This is a genomic window from Stenotrophomonas sp. TWI809 (assembly GCF_039673205.1).
Classification (GTDB): Bacteria; Pseudomonadota; Gammaproteobacteria; order Xanthomonadales; family Xanthomonadaceae; genus Stenotrophomonas.
In genome coordinates this window covers 1-16,296 of sequence record NZ_JBDJLE010000030.1, presented here as the reverse complement: position 1 = coordinate 16,296, position 16,296 = coordinate 1, and the positions used below count along the sequence as shown (strand labels likewise).

Below are 16,296 nucleotides of genomic sequence, written 5' to 3'. Positions count from 1 at the left end.
GGTCAGCTCCGTGGGTTCAGCGACTGCGCGAATGAGAAGTAAGGCATGGACAGGGAGCTGTGCAGCCGGCGGGGGGGCGTGGGGGCGCCGTTGGCGGTCCCTGCCTCGATGACGCCTGCGTCCTGCGGGCCTTCAAACACATCGGCGCTGGCAGGGCTGCCAGCGTCACCGGAGGGGATGCCGAACCAGCCGAGCAGGAGCAACGCCGAGGCGGCGGTGACGGCTTTGGCGGCGTGGCGGTGGCGCATGCGGTTCATGGGCTTCCCCTGTCTAGGTGACTGGTGTTGTATGCAACTATAACACCGGCACGCCGAAGATCAACAGGGGGCGATACCCAACTGATGGCAGGGGCGGCATGACCGCGTTCGAAATATCCCAAGTCATTGAATATAAACAATATGTTCTCAGTGTGCGGCGTCGAACTGCGCCAGCGCACATTCATTGATGTCAATGGTATGGCAAGCCACCAGCGCATTCAGGCAATCATATGCGGATGTCAGCCGCCGCGGCTGACATCGCCAGATGCGACAAAGCAGCCCCTGAATGGGATCGAGCCGCGCCCTGCAGGTGGCGCCGCGACCGCGTTGCTGGTGGGCGCCCGAAACCGGCGGACCGGCGGCGTCCGGCGGCAAAAACACCGGTGATATAGTGCCGCCGCAGCCTTGGCAGCCCTTGCCAGGCCCGTTCACCCCCTCGTTGTCCCCACTTTGGAGTGTCGCGATGCACCACGTGTCTCTGCTGTCGTCTGTCCGTCGCGACCGCGCGCCGCGCCGGGCGCGTTGGTCCCTGCTGTTGCTGGCGGCCGGCCTGCTGGTGGGCGCGTCGGCCCAGGCGGCCGATCTGCTGGATGTGAGCTACCGCCCGCTGGCCGGGAAGGGCGAGGTCAACCTGGCCAAGCAGTACGGCGGCAAGGTGCTGCTGGTGGTCAACACCGCCAGCAAGTGCGGTTTCACCCCGCAGTACGAAGGTCTGGAGGCGTTGCAGCGCAAGTACGCCGCGCGTGGTTTCTCGGTGCTTGGCTTCCCTTCCAACGACTTCAAGGGGCAGGAGCCGGGCGACGAGACCCAGATCCAGGAGTTCTGCACGCTGACCTACGGCGTGAAGTTCCCGATGTTCCAGAAGGTGGTGGTGACCGGGCCGGACGCGACGCCGCTGTATCGCAGTCTCGCCACCGCCACGGGCGTGTCCCCGGGCTGGAACTTCCACAAGTATCTGATCAGCCGCGACGGCCGGGTGGTGGCGCAGTTCCCGAGCAAGGTCACGCCGGACGATCCGAAGCTGGTGGCGGCGATCGAACGTGAACTCTCTGTCACCGCCAACAAGCGCTGACGATATCGACATCTCGGACGCGCGTGCGACAATGGTTGCTTTCGCGCCGACGTCGGCGTCCAGTCACTTCCAGGAATGCAGCGAATGAAGATGGGAATGCGCGGCGCCGCGGCGTCGGTTCTGATTCTGGCGATGGGTGCCACCGGTACCGCGATGTCGCAACAACCAGCCGCCCGCGCGGCTGTCAAGGAGACTTCCACTTTGAACACCCAACGGGAAAAGCTCGGCTACGCCATCGGTATCGATGTGGCCAATTCGTTCGGTCCGATTTCCAGCGAGATCGATCTGGCCGCCCTGCGCCGCGGTGTGACCAATGCCTTTGAAGGCAAGCAGCCGCTCATTAGCCAGGAAGAGGCGCAGAAGACCGATGCCGCCCTGCGCCAGGCCGTGATGGCCAAGAGCGGCCAGCCGGTTCCGGGCGTTGCGCCGGGCACCGCGCCGCCGAAGGTGGACCGTGAAAAGGTCGGCCTGATGCTGGGCGGCTTCGCCGTGGGCCCGTCGCTGGCACCGCTGAAGGACGATCTGGACCTGGACGCGCTGTTCGATGCGGTCAGCACCACCTTCAACAATGGCACCCCGAAGATGACGGCCGAGCAGGCCAAGGCCACGCTGGAAGGCTTCATGAAGGGCAAGCAGGCTGAAATGGACGCCAAGTCCGCCGCCCAGGCCGGTACCAACCGGGTGGATGGCAACAACTTCCTGGCCAAGAACAAGACCGCGCCGGGCGTGGTGACCACCGCCTCGGGTCTGCAGTACCAGGTGCTGCGCCCGGGTTCGGGTGAGCGCCCGATGCCGACCAGCAAGGTGCGCGTGAACTACGAAGGCAAGCTGCTCGACGGCACCGTGTTCGACAGCAGCTACCAGCGTGGCCAGCCGATCGAGTTCGGTCTGGACCAGGTGATCAAGGGCTGGTCCGAAGGCGTTTCGCTGATGCCGACCGGCTCGAAGTACCGCTTCTGGATTCCGGGCGAGCTGGCCTATGGCGAGCAGGGCACCCCGGGCGGCCCGATCGGTCCGAACGCGACGCTGACGTTCGACGTCGAGCTGCTGAACGTTCTGCCGTAACGGATCCGGAGCACCACCGCCCATGCGCGTTGCGATTTTCGGTACCGGCTACGTCGGTCTTGTCACGGGTACCTGCCTGGCCGAGGTTGGCCACCAGGTGATCTGTGTCGATATCGACCAGGCCAAGGTCGACGGCCTCAACAACGGGATCATCCCGATCTATGAGCCCGGCCTGGAACCGATGGTCAAGGCCAACCACGATGCGTCGCGGTTGACCTTCACCTCCGACGCCGCCGCCGCGATCGCGCATGGCCAGGTGATCTTCATTGCCGTGGGCACGCCACCGGACGAGGACGGCAGTGCCGACCTGCAGTACGTGCTGGCCGTGGCCCGCACCATCGGCCGGCACATCACCGTGCCGGTGGTGGTGGTGAACAAATCGACCGTGCCGGTTGGCACGGCCGACAAAGTCCGTGAGGCCATCGCGCAGGCGCTGGCCGAGCGCGGCGTGGAGATCGCGTTCGACGTGGTCTCCAACCCCGAATTCCTCAAGGAAGGTGACGCGGTCGCCGACTGCATGCGGCCCGATCGCATCGTGGTGGGCGCGTCCAATCCCGAATCGGTCGCGCTGATGCGCCGCCTGTATGCGCCGTTCAATCGCAATCACGACCGCGTGGTGGAGATGGACGTGCGCTCGGCGGAGCTGACCAAGTACGCGGCCAACGCGATGCTGGCGACCAAGATTTCGTTCATGAACGAAATCGCCAATATCGCCGAGAAGGTCGGTGCCGACATCGAGCAGGTCCGTCAGGGCATCGGCTCGGATCCGCGCATCGGCTGGCACTTCATCTATCCCGGCGCCGGCTACGGCGGCTCGTGCTTCCCCAAGGATGTGCAGGCCCTGGCCCGGACCGCCCAGCAGCATGGCCATGAGCCGAAGCTGTTGAACGCGGTGGAAGCCGTCAACGAGCACCAGAAGGGCCATCTGTACGCCCTGATCCAGCGCCACTACGACCGTGGCGAGGATGAAGGCGTGCGCGGCAAGACCTTCGCGGTGTGGGGCCTGGCGTTCAAGCCCAACACCGATGACATGCGTGAAGCCTCCAGCCGCCGCCTGCTGGCGCAGCTGTGGGAGGCGGGGGCGCAGGTGCGCGCCTACGATCCGGAAGCGACCGAAGAAGCGCGCCGCATTTTCGGCGAGCGCGATGATCTGGTGTTCTGCGACAACGCGTACGACGCCCTTGAGGGCGCCGATGCGCTGGTCGTGGTGACCGAATGGAAGCAGTTCCGCAGCCCGGATTTCGTCCGCCTGCGCGAGATGCTCAACGATGCGGTCGTGTTTGACGGCCGCAATTTGTACGACCCGCAGGACATCGAAGCCGCGGGCCTGGCTTACTACGGCATTGGCCGGGGACGTTCGTTGAATGCATGAGTCCACACCCTCCGAGCGCGAACAGGCACTGGAAGCACGCCTGATCGAGCTGGAAATGCGCGTCTCCTTCCAGGAGCAGGCGTTGGCCGAACTGAGCGAGGCCCTGGCCGATGCGCGCATGGAAGGCAACCGCAATGCCGACCTGACCCGTATCCTGCTCGAAGACCTCGGCAAGGTCCGCACCGCGTTGTATTCCGATTCGGCCGAAGAGCCGCCGCCTCCGCATTACTGATCTGACGTCATGAGCGATACTCTCCGCGACCAGCTGCTGGGCCTTGGCTTCAAAGCCGCGCCCAAACCCGAACGAACCAACGACCGCAAGCCGGATCGTCGACCCGACGCGCGCCGTGACGGCCGCCCGGCCGGCAAGCCGCAGGGCGCACGCCCGGCCGGCAAGCCAGGCGAGGGCCAGCGCCCCGCCCGCGACGGCGACCGCCGCCCGCAGGGCAAGGGCCGCCCCGCCGGTGCCCGCCCGCCGCAGGGCGCACCCGGCAAACCGCGCTCGCGCGAGGACATCGACCTCGCCAAGGCGTATGCGATCCGCGCGCAGAAAGAAAAAGACGACCGCATCGAGGCCGAGCGCCTGAAGCAGGAAGACGCGCGTCTGCGTCGCGAAGCCAAGGCCAAGCTGGAGGTCCTGCTGGAAGGCAAGTCCCTCAATGCCGAAGCGGCCGACATCGCGCGTCACTTCCCGTATGGCGGCAAGATCAAGCGTATCTACGTCACCGCCGAGCAGCTCAAGGCGCTCAATGCCGGCGAGCTGGGCGTGCTGCAGCAGAACGGCCGCTATGTGCTGGTGACTGCCGCGGTGCTGGCCGACGCCGAAGCGGTGTTCGCACCGTCGGTGGCGCTGAAGGTCGATCCGGATGCGCCGGCCGGTGAAGATCCGTATGCCGATCCGCAGTACCAGGTGCCCGACGACCTGGTCTGGTAAGCCAACGCAACCATTGTTGAACGCACTGGGCGCCGTCAGGCGCCCGTTGCATGTCAGGAGCAGGGCCATGCAGGAACGCAGTCCCGGGTATTTCCCGCATATCGATGGCCTGCGTGCGATCGCCGTGCTGGCGGTCATCCTCTATCACCTCAAGGCGAGCTGGTTGCCGGGTGGCTTCACTGGCGTGGATGTGTTCTTCGTCATCTCCGGTTTCGTGGTCAGCGCCTCGGTGGATCGCCTGCCGGCGGTCGGCGGCTGGGCCGGGCTGGCACGCTTCTATGCGCGCCGCATGCGTCGCATCGCGCCGGCACTGGTGGTCTGCCTGCTGGTAACGGCGATGCTCAGCGCGTTGCTGATTCCCGAATCCTGGCTCAGCGAGACCAGCGACAAGACCGGCCGGATGGCGTTCTTCGGGCTGAGCAACTGGGTGCTGGCCAGCACCGGCAACGACTACTTCTCGCCGCGCACCGAGTTCAATCCGTACACGCATACCTGGTCGCTGGGTGTGGAAGAGCAGTTCTACCTGCTGTTCCCGCTGTTGTTCCTGGCGTGGGCCAGAGGCCCGCGCGGGCGCTGGCTGTCGCTGGGCCTGTTCGGCGTGGCAGCCGTGGCATCGCTGGGCTACGCGGTGTTCCGTGCGCGGCAGGGCGGCCATGAGATCGATGCGTTCTACCTGACCACCACCCGCTTCTGGCAGCTGGGCGCTGGCGTGCTGCTGTTCCAGCTATTGTCCCTGAGCGGCCGGTTCACGCCGCCACCGGCTCCGCCGCGCGGTATCAGCTGGCGCTCGCCGCTGCTGGTGCTGAGCCTTGCGGCGCTGGGCTATGGGTTGTGGGCGGCACGGCCGGGGCATTCGCCGTGGATCGATGGGCTGTGGCCGGTGGTGGGCACGCTGGGGTTGCTGGGCCTGCTGCAGCGCTCACCCGGGGGCTGGATCGGGCGCGCGCTGGCGACCACGCCGATGGTGACGATCGGTCGGCTGTCCTACTCGCTGTACCTGTGGCACTGGCCGGTCTTCGTGCTGTTCCGCTGGACGGTGGGCCTGGAGACGGTGGCCACCGGCGGCGTCGCGCTGCTGTGCGTGGCACTGTTGTCCTGGCTGTCGTGGCGCTGGGTGGAACAGCCCCTGCGGCATGGGGCACGCTGGCGCGTCAGCAACGCGCGCTGGGTCGTGGTCGGGCTGGGCGTACTGGTGCTCGGCGCCGGCCTGCAGTCGGCGCTGGTCAAGACCCAACAGTACACCTCACTCAGTGTGGTCAGCCGTGCCCCGCTGGACTGGTACCCGTATGCCAAGGGGCTGAAGAAGGAAATCCCGGACTGCCGCGTGCGGGTCAGCAACGTGCCGGTGCTGGGCGGGCAGGCGCGTCTGTATGAGCGTGGTGAGTGCCCGGGACGCACCGCATCCACCCGCCAACTGTTCGTGGCCGGTGATTCGCATGCGCTGGCCTACCACGAAATGTTGCAGCGCCTGGTTGTGCGGGATGGAGCGCCGATCCGCCTGTATGGCAGCGGAGGGTGCGCGCTGGTTGGGCTGCGCGCCTGGCAGGGGCCCAATCCGGCCTGCGAGGCCTATGCGCGCAATGTGCTGGATGATATCCAGGCGCGTGCGCAGCCGGGCGATGTGGTGCTGTTGGCAGGGCTGCGGCTGCCGCGCCTGTCTGAGCAGTACGCACTGTTCGATGTCGCGCAGGTTCGCGCCGACCATCTCAGCGAGGCGGCCAATGCAGGCCGCACCGCCGAAATCGCGCACTGGATCGAGCAGCTCAGGCCGCTGGCCGATCGCGGTGTTCACATCGTGCTGGAAGCGCCCAAACCCGTGCTGCCCGCGCCCCCGTACCGGTGCTCGGATCTATTCAACCGCCACAACCCGATCTGCGCCAACGGCATGACCGTGCCGCGCAGCGAGATCGAGCAGTTGCGTGCCCCGGTATTGGCCGGCCTGCAGCAGGTGGCTGAAGGTCTGCCCGGCGCGTCGATCTGGGATCCGATGCCGTTGCTGTGCCCCGGCGAGCAATGCCTGCCGACCCGTGAGGGCAAGCCGCTGTTCTTCGATGGTGACCATCTCAGCGGCTATGGCAATCGTCTGCTGCTGCCGGATTTCCAGGCGCATTTGGAGCGGTGGGAGACGACGGCGCCCGCCGTCGCCCCCTGAATCACACCGCCCGCGATCAGTCGCGGGTAGCCGTGTCTGCAGCGGCTTCGATCGGCCCGGCGACTTCCTGGCCCGCCTGCCAGACCGCGCCAATGCGCTGCGTGTTGGCGATATCCACCAGCGGATCGGCATCGAGCACCAGCAGGTCGGCGCGCTTGCCGGCGGCAATGCGGCCGCGGTCGGTCTGCCCCAGCAATGCCGCCGCTTGCGTGGTGGCGACCTGCAAGGCTTCGGAGGGCGTCAGCCCGGCCTCCACCAACAGCTGCAGTTCCCGGTGTTCGGCCACGCCGATCACCCGTTGCGGCATCGCGCCGGCATCGGTGCCGAAGCCAAGCTTCACCCCGGCCGCATGCAGGCGGCGCACGTTGTCCAGATTGGTTGCGACCGCCTTGCGTGCGGCCGGTATGCCATCGCTGGCCAGCTGGCTGCGCTGCCACTCCGGCTGCGACCAGCGCGCCAGCACATCGGCGTGCAGTGCCTGGCGCAGGAAGGGCTGCTGCAATGCCAGCGGATGCTCTGCATACCTGTAGTTGGCCTCGTCGATGGCGATGGTGGGGATGTACCAGGTGCCCTGGTCGCGCATCTTCCGCGCCAGCATCGGGTCCACCGCGCGGTCGCGGATACCGTGGGCGAGGATGTCGACGTTGGCATCGACCAGGTCGCGGGCCTGCTCGAGATCGTGGATGTGGGCGGCGACCTTGAGCCCGCGCCCATGCGCTTCGGCGATGGCCGCGCGGTAGACCTCCGGGGTCATCATCGGACGCTTGCCGCCGAGATCATCGACCCACAGCTTGATCAGATCCACGCCATCGGCGTGCTGGATGGCCACGGCCGCGCGCGCCTGCTCGGCGTTGCGCGGCCGTGCCACCGGGTCATGGCGCAGACCCATGGTATCTGCCGGGGGTGCGCCATCCGGGGCGCCGATACCGCCGCCGGCGCCATACAGCTGCGCACCCAGGCCGGGATCGGCGTTCACCGCTTGGCGGATGGCGAAAAAGTCCGCGCCGTTCATGCCCAGCGCCGTCACCGTGGTGATGCCGTAGCGCTGGAACTGGCGCAGGTCACGCACCACGTTGTCATGGGTGTAGAAACGGTCGCCGTGCTCCAGCCCCTGCGTGTTGCCAACATGGGCATGGTCGCTGACCAGGCCGGGCAACAGGGTCTTGCCGGTGTAATCGATGCGGCGCGCACCCGTGGCGGCCGCCGGCAGCGGCGTGCCGACATGCACGATCCGCGCGCCGTCGATCAGCACCGGTGTGATGCCGAGGTCGCGCGTGCCATCGAAGACACGGGCATTTTCGAACAGGATCGGCTCGGCTGCGGCAGGCAGGGCGGTGGTGGCGGCAAGCAGCAGCGCCCACAGGCGGGTCGGTCGCATCGGCGGCTCCAGTCAGGGGGAGCCTTGAGCCTACCCCATCCGGGGGATCGGGTTGCCGGCCACTGGCCGGCATTACCGGCAGCGGATGATCAGCGCGTGCGCGCGCGCAGCAGCGGCAGGCTGATCGCGAAGAAGCACAGCAAGGCGCCGGCCAACGCAAACCCGCTGCCCGCGAGGAACGCGGTACGGCCCTGATCGATCGGCCACAACTGGCCCGCGATCAGCGCGCCGAGCACGCCGCCCACCCCGGAGGAGAAGCCGTACAACAAGCCCTGGCCATGGCCGTTGAGGCGCCCGGGGAAGTAGGTGGCCAGCATCTGCATCGCGGCGGCGAAGAAGGCGGCGAAGCCCAGTGCATGCGCGGTCTGGGCGACCAGCATCACCGGCAGGTTCTCCGGGAACAGCGCGGTGACCGCCCAGCGCACGGTGGAACTGAGCAGGGCGATCAGCAGCATCCAGCTGGCGTCATAGCGCCGGAAGAAGCGCCCGATGGTGAAGAACACGCCCACTTCGAACACCACCCCGACCGTCCACAGCACGCCCAGGGTGGAGGTCGCATAGCCGTGGTGATCCATGTAGACCGAAAAGAACGTGTAGTACGGGCCGAACGACAGCTGCTCCATGAACGCGGCCAGGAAGAACGCCAGCACCTGCGGCTTGCGCACGATCGCCCAGAAGCCACTGGCATCGCCGTCAGTGCGCTGCAGGTTGCGTGCGTAGTGGTTGGCAAAGCCCGAGGCGGTCAGCAGGCCGAACAGCGGCAGCATCAACCACGGCAGCAGATGCGCGTTGCCGGCACCGCCGTCGCCTTCGATGATCCAGCCGAACAGCATCACCACGGCGATGAAGCCCAGCGAGCCCCAGACCCGGATCAGCCCATAGCGATGGCTGTCGCTGCCCAGGTGCGTCAACGTGATCGATTCGAACTGCGGCATCACCGCGTTGTAGAAGAAGCAGAACGCGATCATCGCCGGGTACAGCCACGGCTGCGGCAATGGCAGCAGGAACGCGCAGAAGGTCAGCAGGGTGAGCACGCAGCCCAGCCGCAGCCAGAAGATCGGGCGCGGCGAGGCGGCGGCGAGGGAGGTCCAGGTGGTGGGGGCCACGATGCGGGTGGCGTACCAGATGCCCATCATCACGCTGATCGCGGTCACGCTCATGCCACGCGAGGTCAGGAACAACGACCAGTACGGCGTGAACGCGCCCAGGGCGGCGTAATAGAACAGGTAGAACGACGACAGGCGCACGGCCGGTACGGCGTCGCGGGGGAGGGCGGTCATGCAGGGTCTCGGAGGGCGCGCACCCGCCAACAGTGGGTGCCTACCCGTGCATTATGCCGGTAGCACCCGACCGTGGGTCGGGCAAACGAGCGACACCGTCAATCCATCACGCCGGTAGCACCCGACCGTTGGTCGGGTGACGCGGTCATTCCGGATCGTAATCCAGGTTCGAGGCCAGCCAGCGCTCGGCCTGCACGCGGTCCACGCCTTTGCGCTTGGCATAGTCGACCACCTGCTCACGGGTGACCCGGCCGACCACGAAATACTGGCTCTGCGGGTGGCTGAAGTAATAGCCCGACACCGCCGCGGTGGGCAGCATCGCAAAGCTCTCGGTCAGCTGCATGTCCGCGTTGCGCTCGGCATCCAGCAAGCGGAACAGCGTGGCCTTCTCGCTGTGTTCCGGGCAGGCCGGATAGCCGGGGGCAGGACGGATACCGGCGTACTTTTCGGCGATCAGCGATTCGTTGTCCAGCTGCTCATCGGGCTGGTAGCCCCAGTAATCCATGCGCACGTGCTGGTGCAGGCGCTCGGCCAGCGCTTCGGCCAGGCGGTCGGCCAGCGCCTTGAGCAGGATCGCGTTGTAATCGTCGTGATCGGCCTCGAAGCGGGCCACGTGCGGGTCGATGCCGATACCGGCGGTGACCGCGAACGCACCGATCCAATCCTGCTTGCCGCTGTCGGCCGGGGCGATGAAATCGGCCAGGCAGAAATCCGGGCGTTCGACCGGCTTGTCCACCTGCTGGCGCAGGAAGTGCAGCACCGCCGGGCCGTTGTCCGTGCGCAGGTGCACGTCATCGCCGACGCTGTTGGCTGGCCACAGGCCGAACACGGCCTTGGCGGTCAGCCACTTTTCCTCGACGATGCGGGTGAGCATCGCGCGGGCGTCCTGGTACAGATCGGTGGCCTGCGGGCCGACGATCTCATCGGTCAGGATCGCCGGGAACTTGCCGGCCAGTTCCCAGGCCTGGAAGAACGGGGTCCAGTCGATCACCTCGACCAGGTCGGCCAGTGGGTAATCGTCGAGCACATGCAGGCCCGGCTTGCGCGGCGCCGGTGGTGTGTAGTTGCCCCAGTCGCCCACGAACCGCTGGGCGCGTGCCTTGGCGAGGGTGACCAACCGCTTGGCGTCGCCGCGGTTGCGGTGGCGTTGGCGGATGTCGGCGTAGTCGGCCTCGTTGGCGGCCACGAAGGCATCGCGCAGCTCACGCGAGATCAGCGATTGCGCCACGCCGACCGCGCGCGAGGCATCCTTCACCCACACCGTGGGCGCCTTGTAATGCGGGTCGATCTTCAGCGCGGTGTGCGCGCGCGAGGTGGTCGCACCGCCGATCATCAGCGGCATGGTGAAGCCCTGGCGCTCCATCTCGCGGGCGACGTGGCTCATCTCTTCCAGCGAGGGCGTGATCAGGCCGGACAGGCCGATGATGTCGGCGTTCTCGGCGCGCGCGGCGTCCAGGATCTTCTGCGCCGGGACCATCACGCCCAGATCGACCACGTCGAAATTGTTGCAGGCCAGGACCACACCGACGATGTTCTTGCCGATGTCGTGCACGTCACCCTTGACCGTGGCCATGATGATCTTGCCGTTGCTCTTGGCGGTGTCGCCGCTGCGGGCCTTTTCCGCCTCGATGTACGGCAGCAGGTAGGCCACCGCCTTCTTCATCACGCGTGCGGATTTGACCACCTGCGGCAGGAACATCTTGCCGGCGCCAAACAGGTCGCCCACGATGTTCATGCCGTCCATCAGCGGCCCTTCGATCACATCCAGCGGACGGGTCGAACGCGCACGCGCCTCTTCGGTGTCCTGCTCGACCCACGCATCCATGCCGTGCACCAGCGCATGGGCAAGGCGGTCATTGACCGGCTTCTCGCGCCAGGCCAGGTCTTCCCCGCGCACTTCGCCCTTCTTGCCCTTGTAGCGCTCGGCGATCTCCAGCAGGCGCTCGGTGCCATCGCTGCGGCGGTTGAGGATCACATCCTCAACGCGCTCGCGCAGCTCGGCGTCGAGATCATCGTAGATCGGCATCGCGCCGGCGTTGACGATGCCCATGTCCATGCCCGCGCCGATGGCATGGAACAGGAACACCGAGTGGATCGCCTGGCGCACGGTTTCATTGCCGCGGAAGGAGAACGACACGTTGGAGACGCCGCCGGAGACATGGCAGTGCGGCAACGTCCGCTTGATGATGCGGGTGGCTTCGATGAAGTCGACCGCGTAGTTGTCGTGTTCTTCGATGCCGGTGGCGACGGCGAAGATGTTCGGGTCGAAGATGATGTCCTGTGGCGGGAAGCCGACCTGCTCGGTCAGGACCCGGTAGGCGCGGGTGCAGATCTCGACCTTGCGCGCGCACGTATCGGCCTGACCTTCTTCATCGAAGGCCATCACCACGGCCGCCGCGCCGTAACGCAGTACCTTGCGCGCCTGTTCGATGAACTGCGCTTCGCCTTCCTTGAGCGAGATCGAGTTGACCACGCTCTTGCCCTGCAGGCACTTCAGCCCCGCTTCGATCACGCTCCACTTGGAGGAGTCGACCATCACCGGAATCCGGGCGATGTCCGGCTCGGACATGATCAGGTTGAGGTAGCGCGTCATCGCCTTTTCGGAATCGATCAGGCCCTCGTCCATGTTGACGTCGAGAATCTGCGCGCCGTTGGCGACCTGCTGGCGCGCCACTTCCACCGCTTCCTCGTAGCGCTCTTCCTTCACCAGCTTGCGGAACTGCGCGCTGCCGGTGACGTTGGTACGCTCACCGATGTTGACGAACAGCAGGTCCGGGGTGATGACCAGCGGCTCGAGACCGGACAGGCGGGTGTGGCGGGAAGACGTCATGGGCAGGCGGGCACGGGCTGGCGGAGGAAGGTCAACGACAACGGGAGCGTGGGGCGGATGCGGTCATGCCGCGTCTTCCAGCGGTGGTGCGGGCAGGCGGCGCGGCGGCAGATCCGCCACCGCTTCGGCGATGGCACGGATGTGTGCCGGGGTGGTGCCGCAGCAGCCGCCCACCAGGTTGAGCAGACCGGCGCTGGCGAATTCGCGCAGCGTGGTGGCCATTTCTTCCGGGGTTTCGTCGTACTCACCGAACGCATTGGGCAGGCCGGCATTGGGATGCGCGCTGACCAGGCACTCGGCCACCGTGGACAAGGTCTCCACGTGGGGGCGCATGTCGCTGGCGCCGAGCGCGCAGTTCAGCCCGATCGACAGCGGCCGGCCGTGCGCGACCGAGGCGTAGAACGCCTCGGCCGTCTGCCCGGACAGGGTGCGCCCGGAGGCGTCGGTGATCGTGCCGGAGATCATCACCGGCAGCCGACCACCGCGGGCGTCGAACACTTCTTCGATGGCGAACAGCGCGGCCTTGGCGTTGAGCGTATCGAAGATGGTTTCCACCATCAGGGTGTCGGCACCGCCGTCGATCAGCCCATCGATGGCCTCGCGGTAGGTCTCGCGCAGCGCATCGAAGCTGGTATTGCGGAAACCCGGATCGTTCACGTCCGGGCTGATCGACGCGGTGCGGCTGGTCGGGCCGAGCACCCCGATCACGAAGCGCGGCTTGCCCGGCGTGGTCGCCGCGACCGCATCGCAGCAGGCGCGCGCTACTGCGGCACCGGCTTTGTTGAGCTCGTAGACCAGGTGTTCAAGGTGATAGTCGGCCTGGCTGACCGAGGTCGCGTTGAACGTATTGGTCTCGACCAGATCGGCGCCGGCTTCCAGGTACGCGGTATGGATGCCGCCGATCACCTCCGGGCGGGTCAACAACAGCAGGTCGTTGTTGCCCTTGAGGTCATGTCCCTGCGGCGTGTCGCCGGGCGCGGCATGGTCGCAGCCGGGCCCGTGCTGGTGGTCGTAACCGCCGGCGAAGCGCGCGCCGCGGTAATCGTCCTCTTCCAGCCCATGCCGCTGGATCATCGTGCCCATGGCGCCATCGATGATCAGGATGCGCTGGGCCAGCGCCGTTTCCAGCGCGTGCACGCGGTCGGGGTGGAGCCAGGGCAGGGATGGCATGGGCAGACCTCAGGGCTTGCTGGCGATCAGCGAAATGACTTCGAAATGCGGCGGGCGCTTCTCGCGGGTCACGGTTTCCAGGCTGGAGACGACCAGGCCGGCCTTCTCCACGAACTTGCGCAGTTCCTTGTCGCTGAAGCCGAGGTTGACGTGGCCATAGGCATCCACGGCCGCACGGTGCTCGTGACGGGCCAGGCTGCACAGCAGCAGGCGACCGCCCGGGCGCAGCACGCGCGCACCCTCGGCGACGGCCTGGGCCGGCTTGGCCGCATAGGTCAGTGCGTGCATCAGCACCACCAGGTCGAAGCTCTGGTCGGGGAAGGGCAGGGCATGCATATCGCCTTCGCGCACTTCCACGTTGGCCAGCCGGCGCAGGCGCTCGCTGGCAGCAGCGACCACGCGCGCGCTGGTGTCGATACAGATGTAGCGCTTGGCGTGCGGCGCCACAAGCTCGGCCAGTACGCCGTCACCGGAGGCGATGTCGAGCACGTCACCGGTTTCCAGCAGCGGCAGCGCGGTGCGTGCCAGCGCTTCCCAGGTACGGCCCGGGGAATAATGGCGTTCCATGTCGCCAGCGACGCTGTCGGCCCAGTTCTGGTCCGCCGCACGGCTGGCCATGACGGCAGCAACGCGTTCAGCATCCTGGCGCAGCAGCGGGTCGTCGCTGCCGGTGCTCAGGGCATGCCACAATGCGCGCTGCGCCGGGTCCAGCGCAGCGTCATCGAAGCGGTAATACGCCGAGACGCCCGAGCGACGGTCGCGCACCAGGCCGGCTTCCTTGAGCCGAGCCAGATGGGTGGACACCCGCGGCTGCGCCAGCGTGGTGATGGCCGACAGCTCGGCCACAGTGAGTTCTTCCTGTTCCAGCAGCGCCAGCAGGCGCACCCGGGTGGCGTCGGCGAACACTTTCAGCCGGACGGACCAGTCCTCGAGATCCATAAATATCTACCTATCGCGATATAGAGATATTTTCGTCCTTTGGCGGCGGTGCGGTCAAGTCAGGCGTGCTTTCCCCGCCCCCCGGTACAATCGCCCGACCGGGCCGCGCGCACTGTGGCCCTTATCACTCTGTACCCGGGAGGGTGTTGTGGATTTCAGCTTTACCGAAGAGCAGTTGATGCTGCAGGACGTTGCGCGCCGAATCGCGCAGGAAAAAATCGCGCCCAGCGCCGAACACCACGACCGCACCGGCGAGTTCCCGCTGGAGAACATCCGCCTGCTGGGCGAGAACGGTCTGATGGGCATTGAAGTGCCCGAAGCCTACGGCGGTGCGGGCATGGACCCGATCGCCTACGTCCTGGCGATGGTGGAGGTCGCCGCCGGAGACGCTGCGCATTCGACGATCATGTCGGTCAACAACTCGCTGTTCTGCAACGGCATCCTGACCCACGGCAGCGAAGCGCAGAAACAGAAGTATGTGCGCGCCATCGCCGAGGGCGAGGCCATCGGCGCGTTCGCGCTGACCGAGCCGCAGTCCGGGTCAGATGCGACGGCCATGCGCTGCCGCGCGGTCAAGCAGGCCGACGGCACCTACGTGATCAACGGCAAGAAGAGCTGGATCACCTCCGGCCCGGTGGCCAAGTACATCGTGCTGTTTGCGATGACCGATCCGGAACAGGGCGCGCGTGGCATCACCGCCTTCATGATCGACACCGACAAGGCCGGCTTCCATCGCGGCAAGACCGAGCCGAAGCTGGGCATCCGTGCCTCGGCCACCTGCGAAATCGAGTTCCAGGATTACGTGGCGGACGCCGATGACGTGCTGGGCAAGGAAGGCGAGGGCTTCAAGATCGCCATGGGCGTGCTCGACGCCGGCCGTATCGGCATCGCCTCGCAGGCGATCGGCATCGCCCGTGCGGCGTACGAAGCGACGATCGAATACGTGAAGGACCGCAAGGCTTTCGGCGCGGCGATCGGCACCTTCCAGATGACCCAGGCCAAGATCGCCGACATGAAGTGCAAGCTGGATGCAGCGCTGCTGCTGACGCTGCGCGCGGCGTGGGTGAAGGGGCAGGGCAAGCGCTTCAGCAACGAAGCAGCGATCGCCAAGCTGACCGCCTCGGAAGCGGCGATGTGGATCACCCACCAGGCCGTGCAGATCCACGGCGGCATGGGCTACTCCAAGGAAATGCCGCTGGAGCGTTACTTCCGTGATGCGAAGATCACCGAAATCTACGAGGGCACCTCGGAGATCCAGCGTCTGGTGATCGCGCGCAACGAGACCGGTCTGCGCTGAGAGTGCGGGGCCACGGCCATCGGTCGTGGCCTGCCCGGTAGGTGCCGACCGTTGGTCGGCACGCGGGTGAGGCAGAATGTGCCCTCGTTTTTTGCCGGACATCCCCATGCTGATTTACCGAGGCGCAGGTTTCCTGACCCTGCTCACCCCCATCGCCACCTTGCTGCTGCTGATGTGGCTGTGGCCCGACCCTGCCGTTGCCAAGGGCAATACCTCACTGACCCAGTTGCTGATCGGATTCGGCATTGGCGCAGCAATCAATGTCGTGCTCGGCCTGGTGCTCAACCGCGGCCCGCGCGCGAAGGGCGAGCCTGCCCGCCATCATTTCTTCTACCTGCCGATGCAGTGGCCGTCGCTGGCGATCGTGGTCGCCTGCGCGGCGGTGGCGCTGCTGCGCTGAGCGGTAGTGCCGGCCGCTGGCCGGCAACCAGGCGGTGCATGTAGGACAGGGTAGTGCCGGCCGCTGGCCGGCAACCAGGCGGTGCATGTAGGACAGGGCAGTGCCGGCCGCTGGCCGGCAACCAGGCGGCCCTTCCCGGGCAACCGGAGG

At 66.7% G+C, this 16,296-nt stretch carries 13 protein-coding genes and 1 pseudogene; 8 read left to right on the top strand and 6 right to left on the bottom strand.

What is annotated here, in order from left to right; translation table 11 throughout:
• Positions 1 to 2: 2 nt before the first annotated feature.
• On the bottom strand, positions 3 to 257 hold the full coding sequence (locus ABE472_RS17180; protein ID WP_282262813.1) for a hypothetical protein: 255 nt from the start codon (positions 255 to 257) through the stop codon (positions 3 to 5).
• A gap of 463 nt (positions 258 to 720) precedes the next feature.
• Between ABE472_RS17180 and ABE472_RS17175 the strand changes: the two genes are divergently transcribed.
• The 6 genes from ABE472_RS17175 (at position 721) to ABE472_RS17150 (ending at position 6,852) form a co-directional block, all read left to right on the top strand.
• The gene (locus tag ABE472_RS17175; protein WP_313212776.1) at positions 721 to 1,329 is read left to right on the top strand and encodes a glutathione peroxidase; all 609 of its coding nucleotides are present in this window, start codon (positions 721 to 723) and stop codon (positions 1,327 to 1,329) included.
• Between the two features lie 84 nt (positions 1,330 to 1,413).
• Positions 1,414 to 2,394, top strand: a complete 981-nt coding sequence (locus ABE472_RS17170) for an FKBP-type peptidyl-prolyl cis-trans isomerase (RefSeq protein WP_313212775.1) — start codon at positions 1,414 to 1,416, stop codon at positions 2,392 to 2,394.
• Positions 2,395 to 2,416: 22 nt separating this feature from the next.
• Positions 2,417 to 3,766 carry a UDP-glucose/GDP-mannose dehydrogenase family protein gene (locus tag ABE472_RS17165; RefSeq protein ID WP_313212774.1) on the top strand — a complete coding sequence of 450 codons (1,350 nt, stop codon included), beginning with the start codon at positions 2,417 to 2,419 and terminating at the stop codon, positions 3,764 to 3,766.
• The gene (locus ABE472_RS17160) at positions 3,759 to 3,998 is read left to right on the top strand and encodes a SlyX family protein (protein WP_019185948.1); all 240 of its coding nucleotides are present in this window, start codon (positions 3,759 to 3,761) and stop codon (positions 3,996 to 3,998) included. Before ABE472_RS17165 ends, ABE472_RS17160 begins: the two co-directional genes overlap by 8 nt.
• 9 nt (positions 3,999 to 4,007) lie before the next feature.
• On the top strand, positions 4,008 to 4,700 hold the full coding sequence (locus ABE472_RS17155) for a DUF2058 family protein (RefSeq protein ID WP_346466690.1): 693 nt from the start codon (positions 4,008 to 4,010) through the stop codon (positions 4,698 to 4,700).
• Positions 4,701 to 4,767: 67 nt separating this feature from the next.
• The gene (locus tag ABE472_RS17150) at positions 4,768 to 6,852 is read left to right on the top strand and encodes an acyltransferase family protein (RefSeq protein WP_346466689.1); all 2,085 of its coding nucleotides are present in this window, start codon (positions 4,768 to 4,770) and stop codon (positions 6,850 to 6,852) included.
• A 16-nt stretch (positions 6,853 to 6,868) separates the two neighbouring features.
• On the opposite strand, the gene ABE472_RS17145 is transcribed toward ABE472_RS17150, so the two are convergent.
• The 5 genes and pseudogenes from ABE472_RS17145 to ABE472_RS17125 form a co-directional block, all read right to left on the bottom strand.
• Positions 6,869 to 8,230 carry an amidohydrolase family protein gene (locus ABE472_RS17145; protein ID WP_346466688.1) on the bottom strand — a complete coding sequence of 454 codons (1,362 nt, stop codon included), beginning with the start codon at positions 8,228 to 8,230 and terminating at the stop codon, positions 6,869 to 6,871.
• Between the two features lie 89 nt (positions 8,231 to 8,319).
• Positions 8,320 to 9,510, bottom strand: coding sequence for an MFS transporter (locus ABE472_RS17140; protein WP_346462680.1), 1,191 nt, complete (start codon positions 9,508 to 9,510; stop codon positions 8,320 to 8,322).
• A 145-nt stretch (positions 9,511 to 9,655) separates the two neighbouring features.
• A pseudogene (metH, locus tag ABE472_RS17135) lies at positions 9,656 to 12,370 on the bottom strand (methionine synthase); the annotation flags it as partial.
• 33 nt (positions 12,371 to 12,403) lie between these two features.
• Positions 12,404 to 13,510, bottom strand: coding sequence for a homocysteine S-methyltransferase family protein (locus ABE472_RS17130; RefSeq protein WP_313210653.1), 1,107 nt, complete (start codon positions 13,508 to 13,510; stop codon positions 12,404 to 12,406).
• Between the two features lie 9 nt (positions 13,511 to 13,519).
• A complete protein-coding gene (locus ABE472_RS17125; RefSeq protein ID WP_121037902.1) occupies positions 13,520 to 14,449 on the bottom strand; it encodes a metalloregulator ArsR/SmtB family transcription factor in 930 nt (309 codons plus the stop codon).
• A 148-nt stretch (positions 14,450 to 14,597) separates the two neighbouring features.
• On the opposite strand from ABE472_RS17125, the gene ABE472_RS17120 reads away from it, so the two are divergent.
• Together ABE472_RS17120 and ABE472_RS17115 are read left to right on the top strand one after the other, a co-directional pair.
• Entirely contained in the window at positions 14,598 to 15,746 is a 1,149-nt protein-coding gene (locus ABE472_RS17120; RefSeq protein ID WP_313210656.1) for an acyl-CoA dehydrogenase family protein, read from the top strand.
• A 106-nt stretch (positions 15,747 to 15,852) separates the two neighbouring features.
• On the top strand, positions 15,853 to 16,146 hold the full coding sequence (locus ABE472_RS17115; protein WP_346462679.1) for a hypothetical protein: 294 nt from the start codon (positions 15,853 to 15,855) through the stop codon (positions 16,144 to 16,146).
• The last annotated feature ends 150 nt before the right edge of the window (positions 16,147 to 16,296 follow it).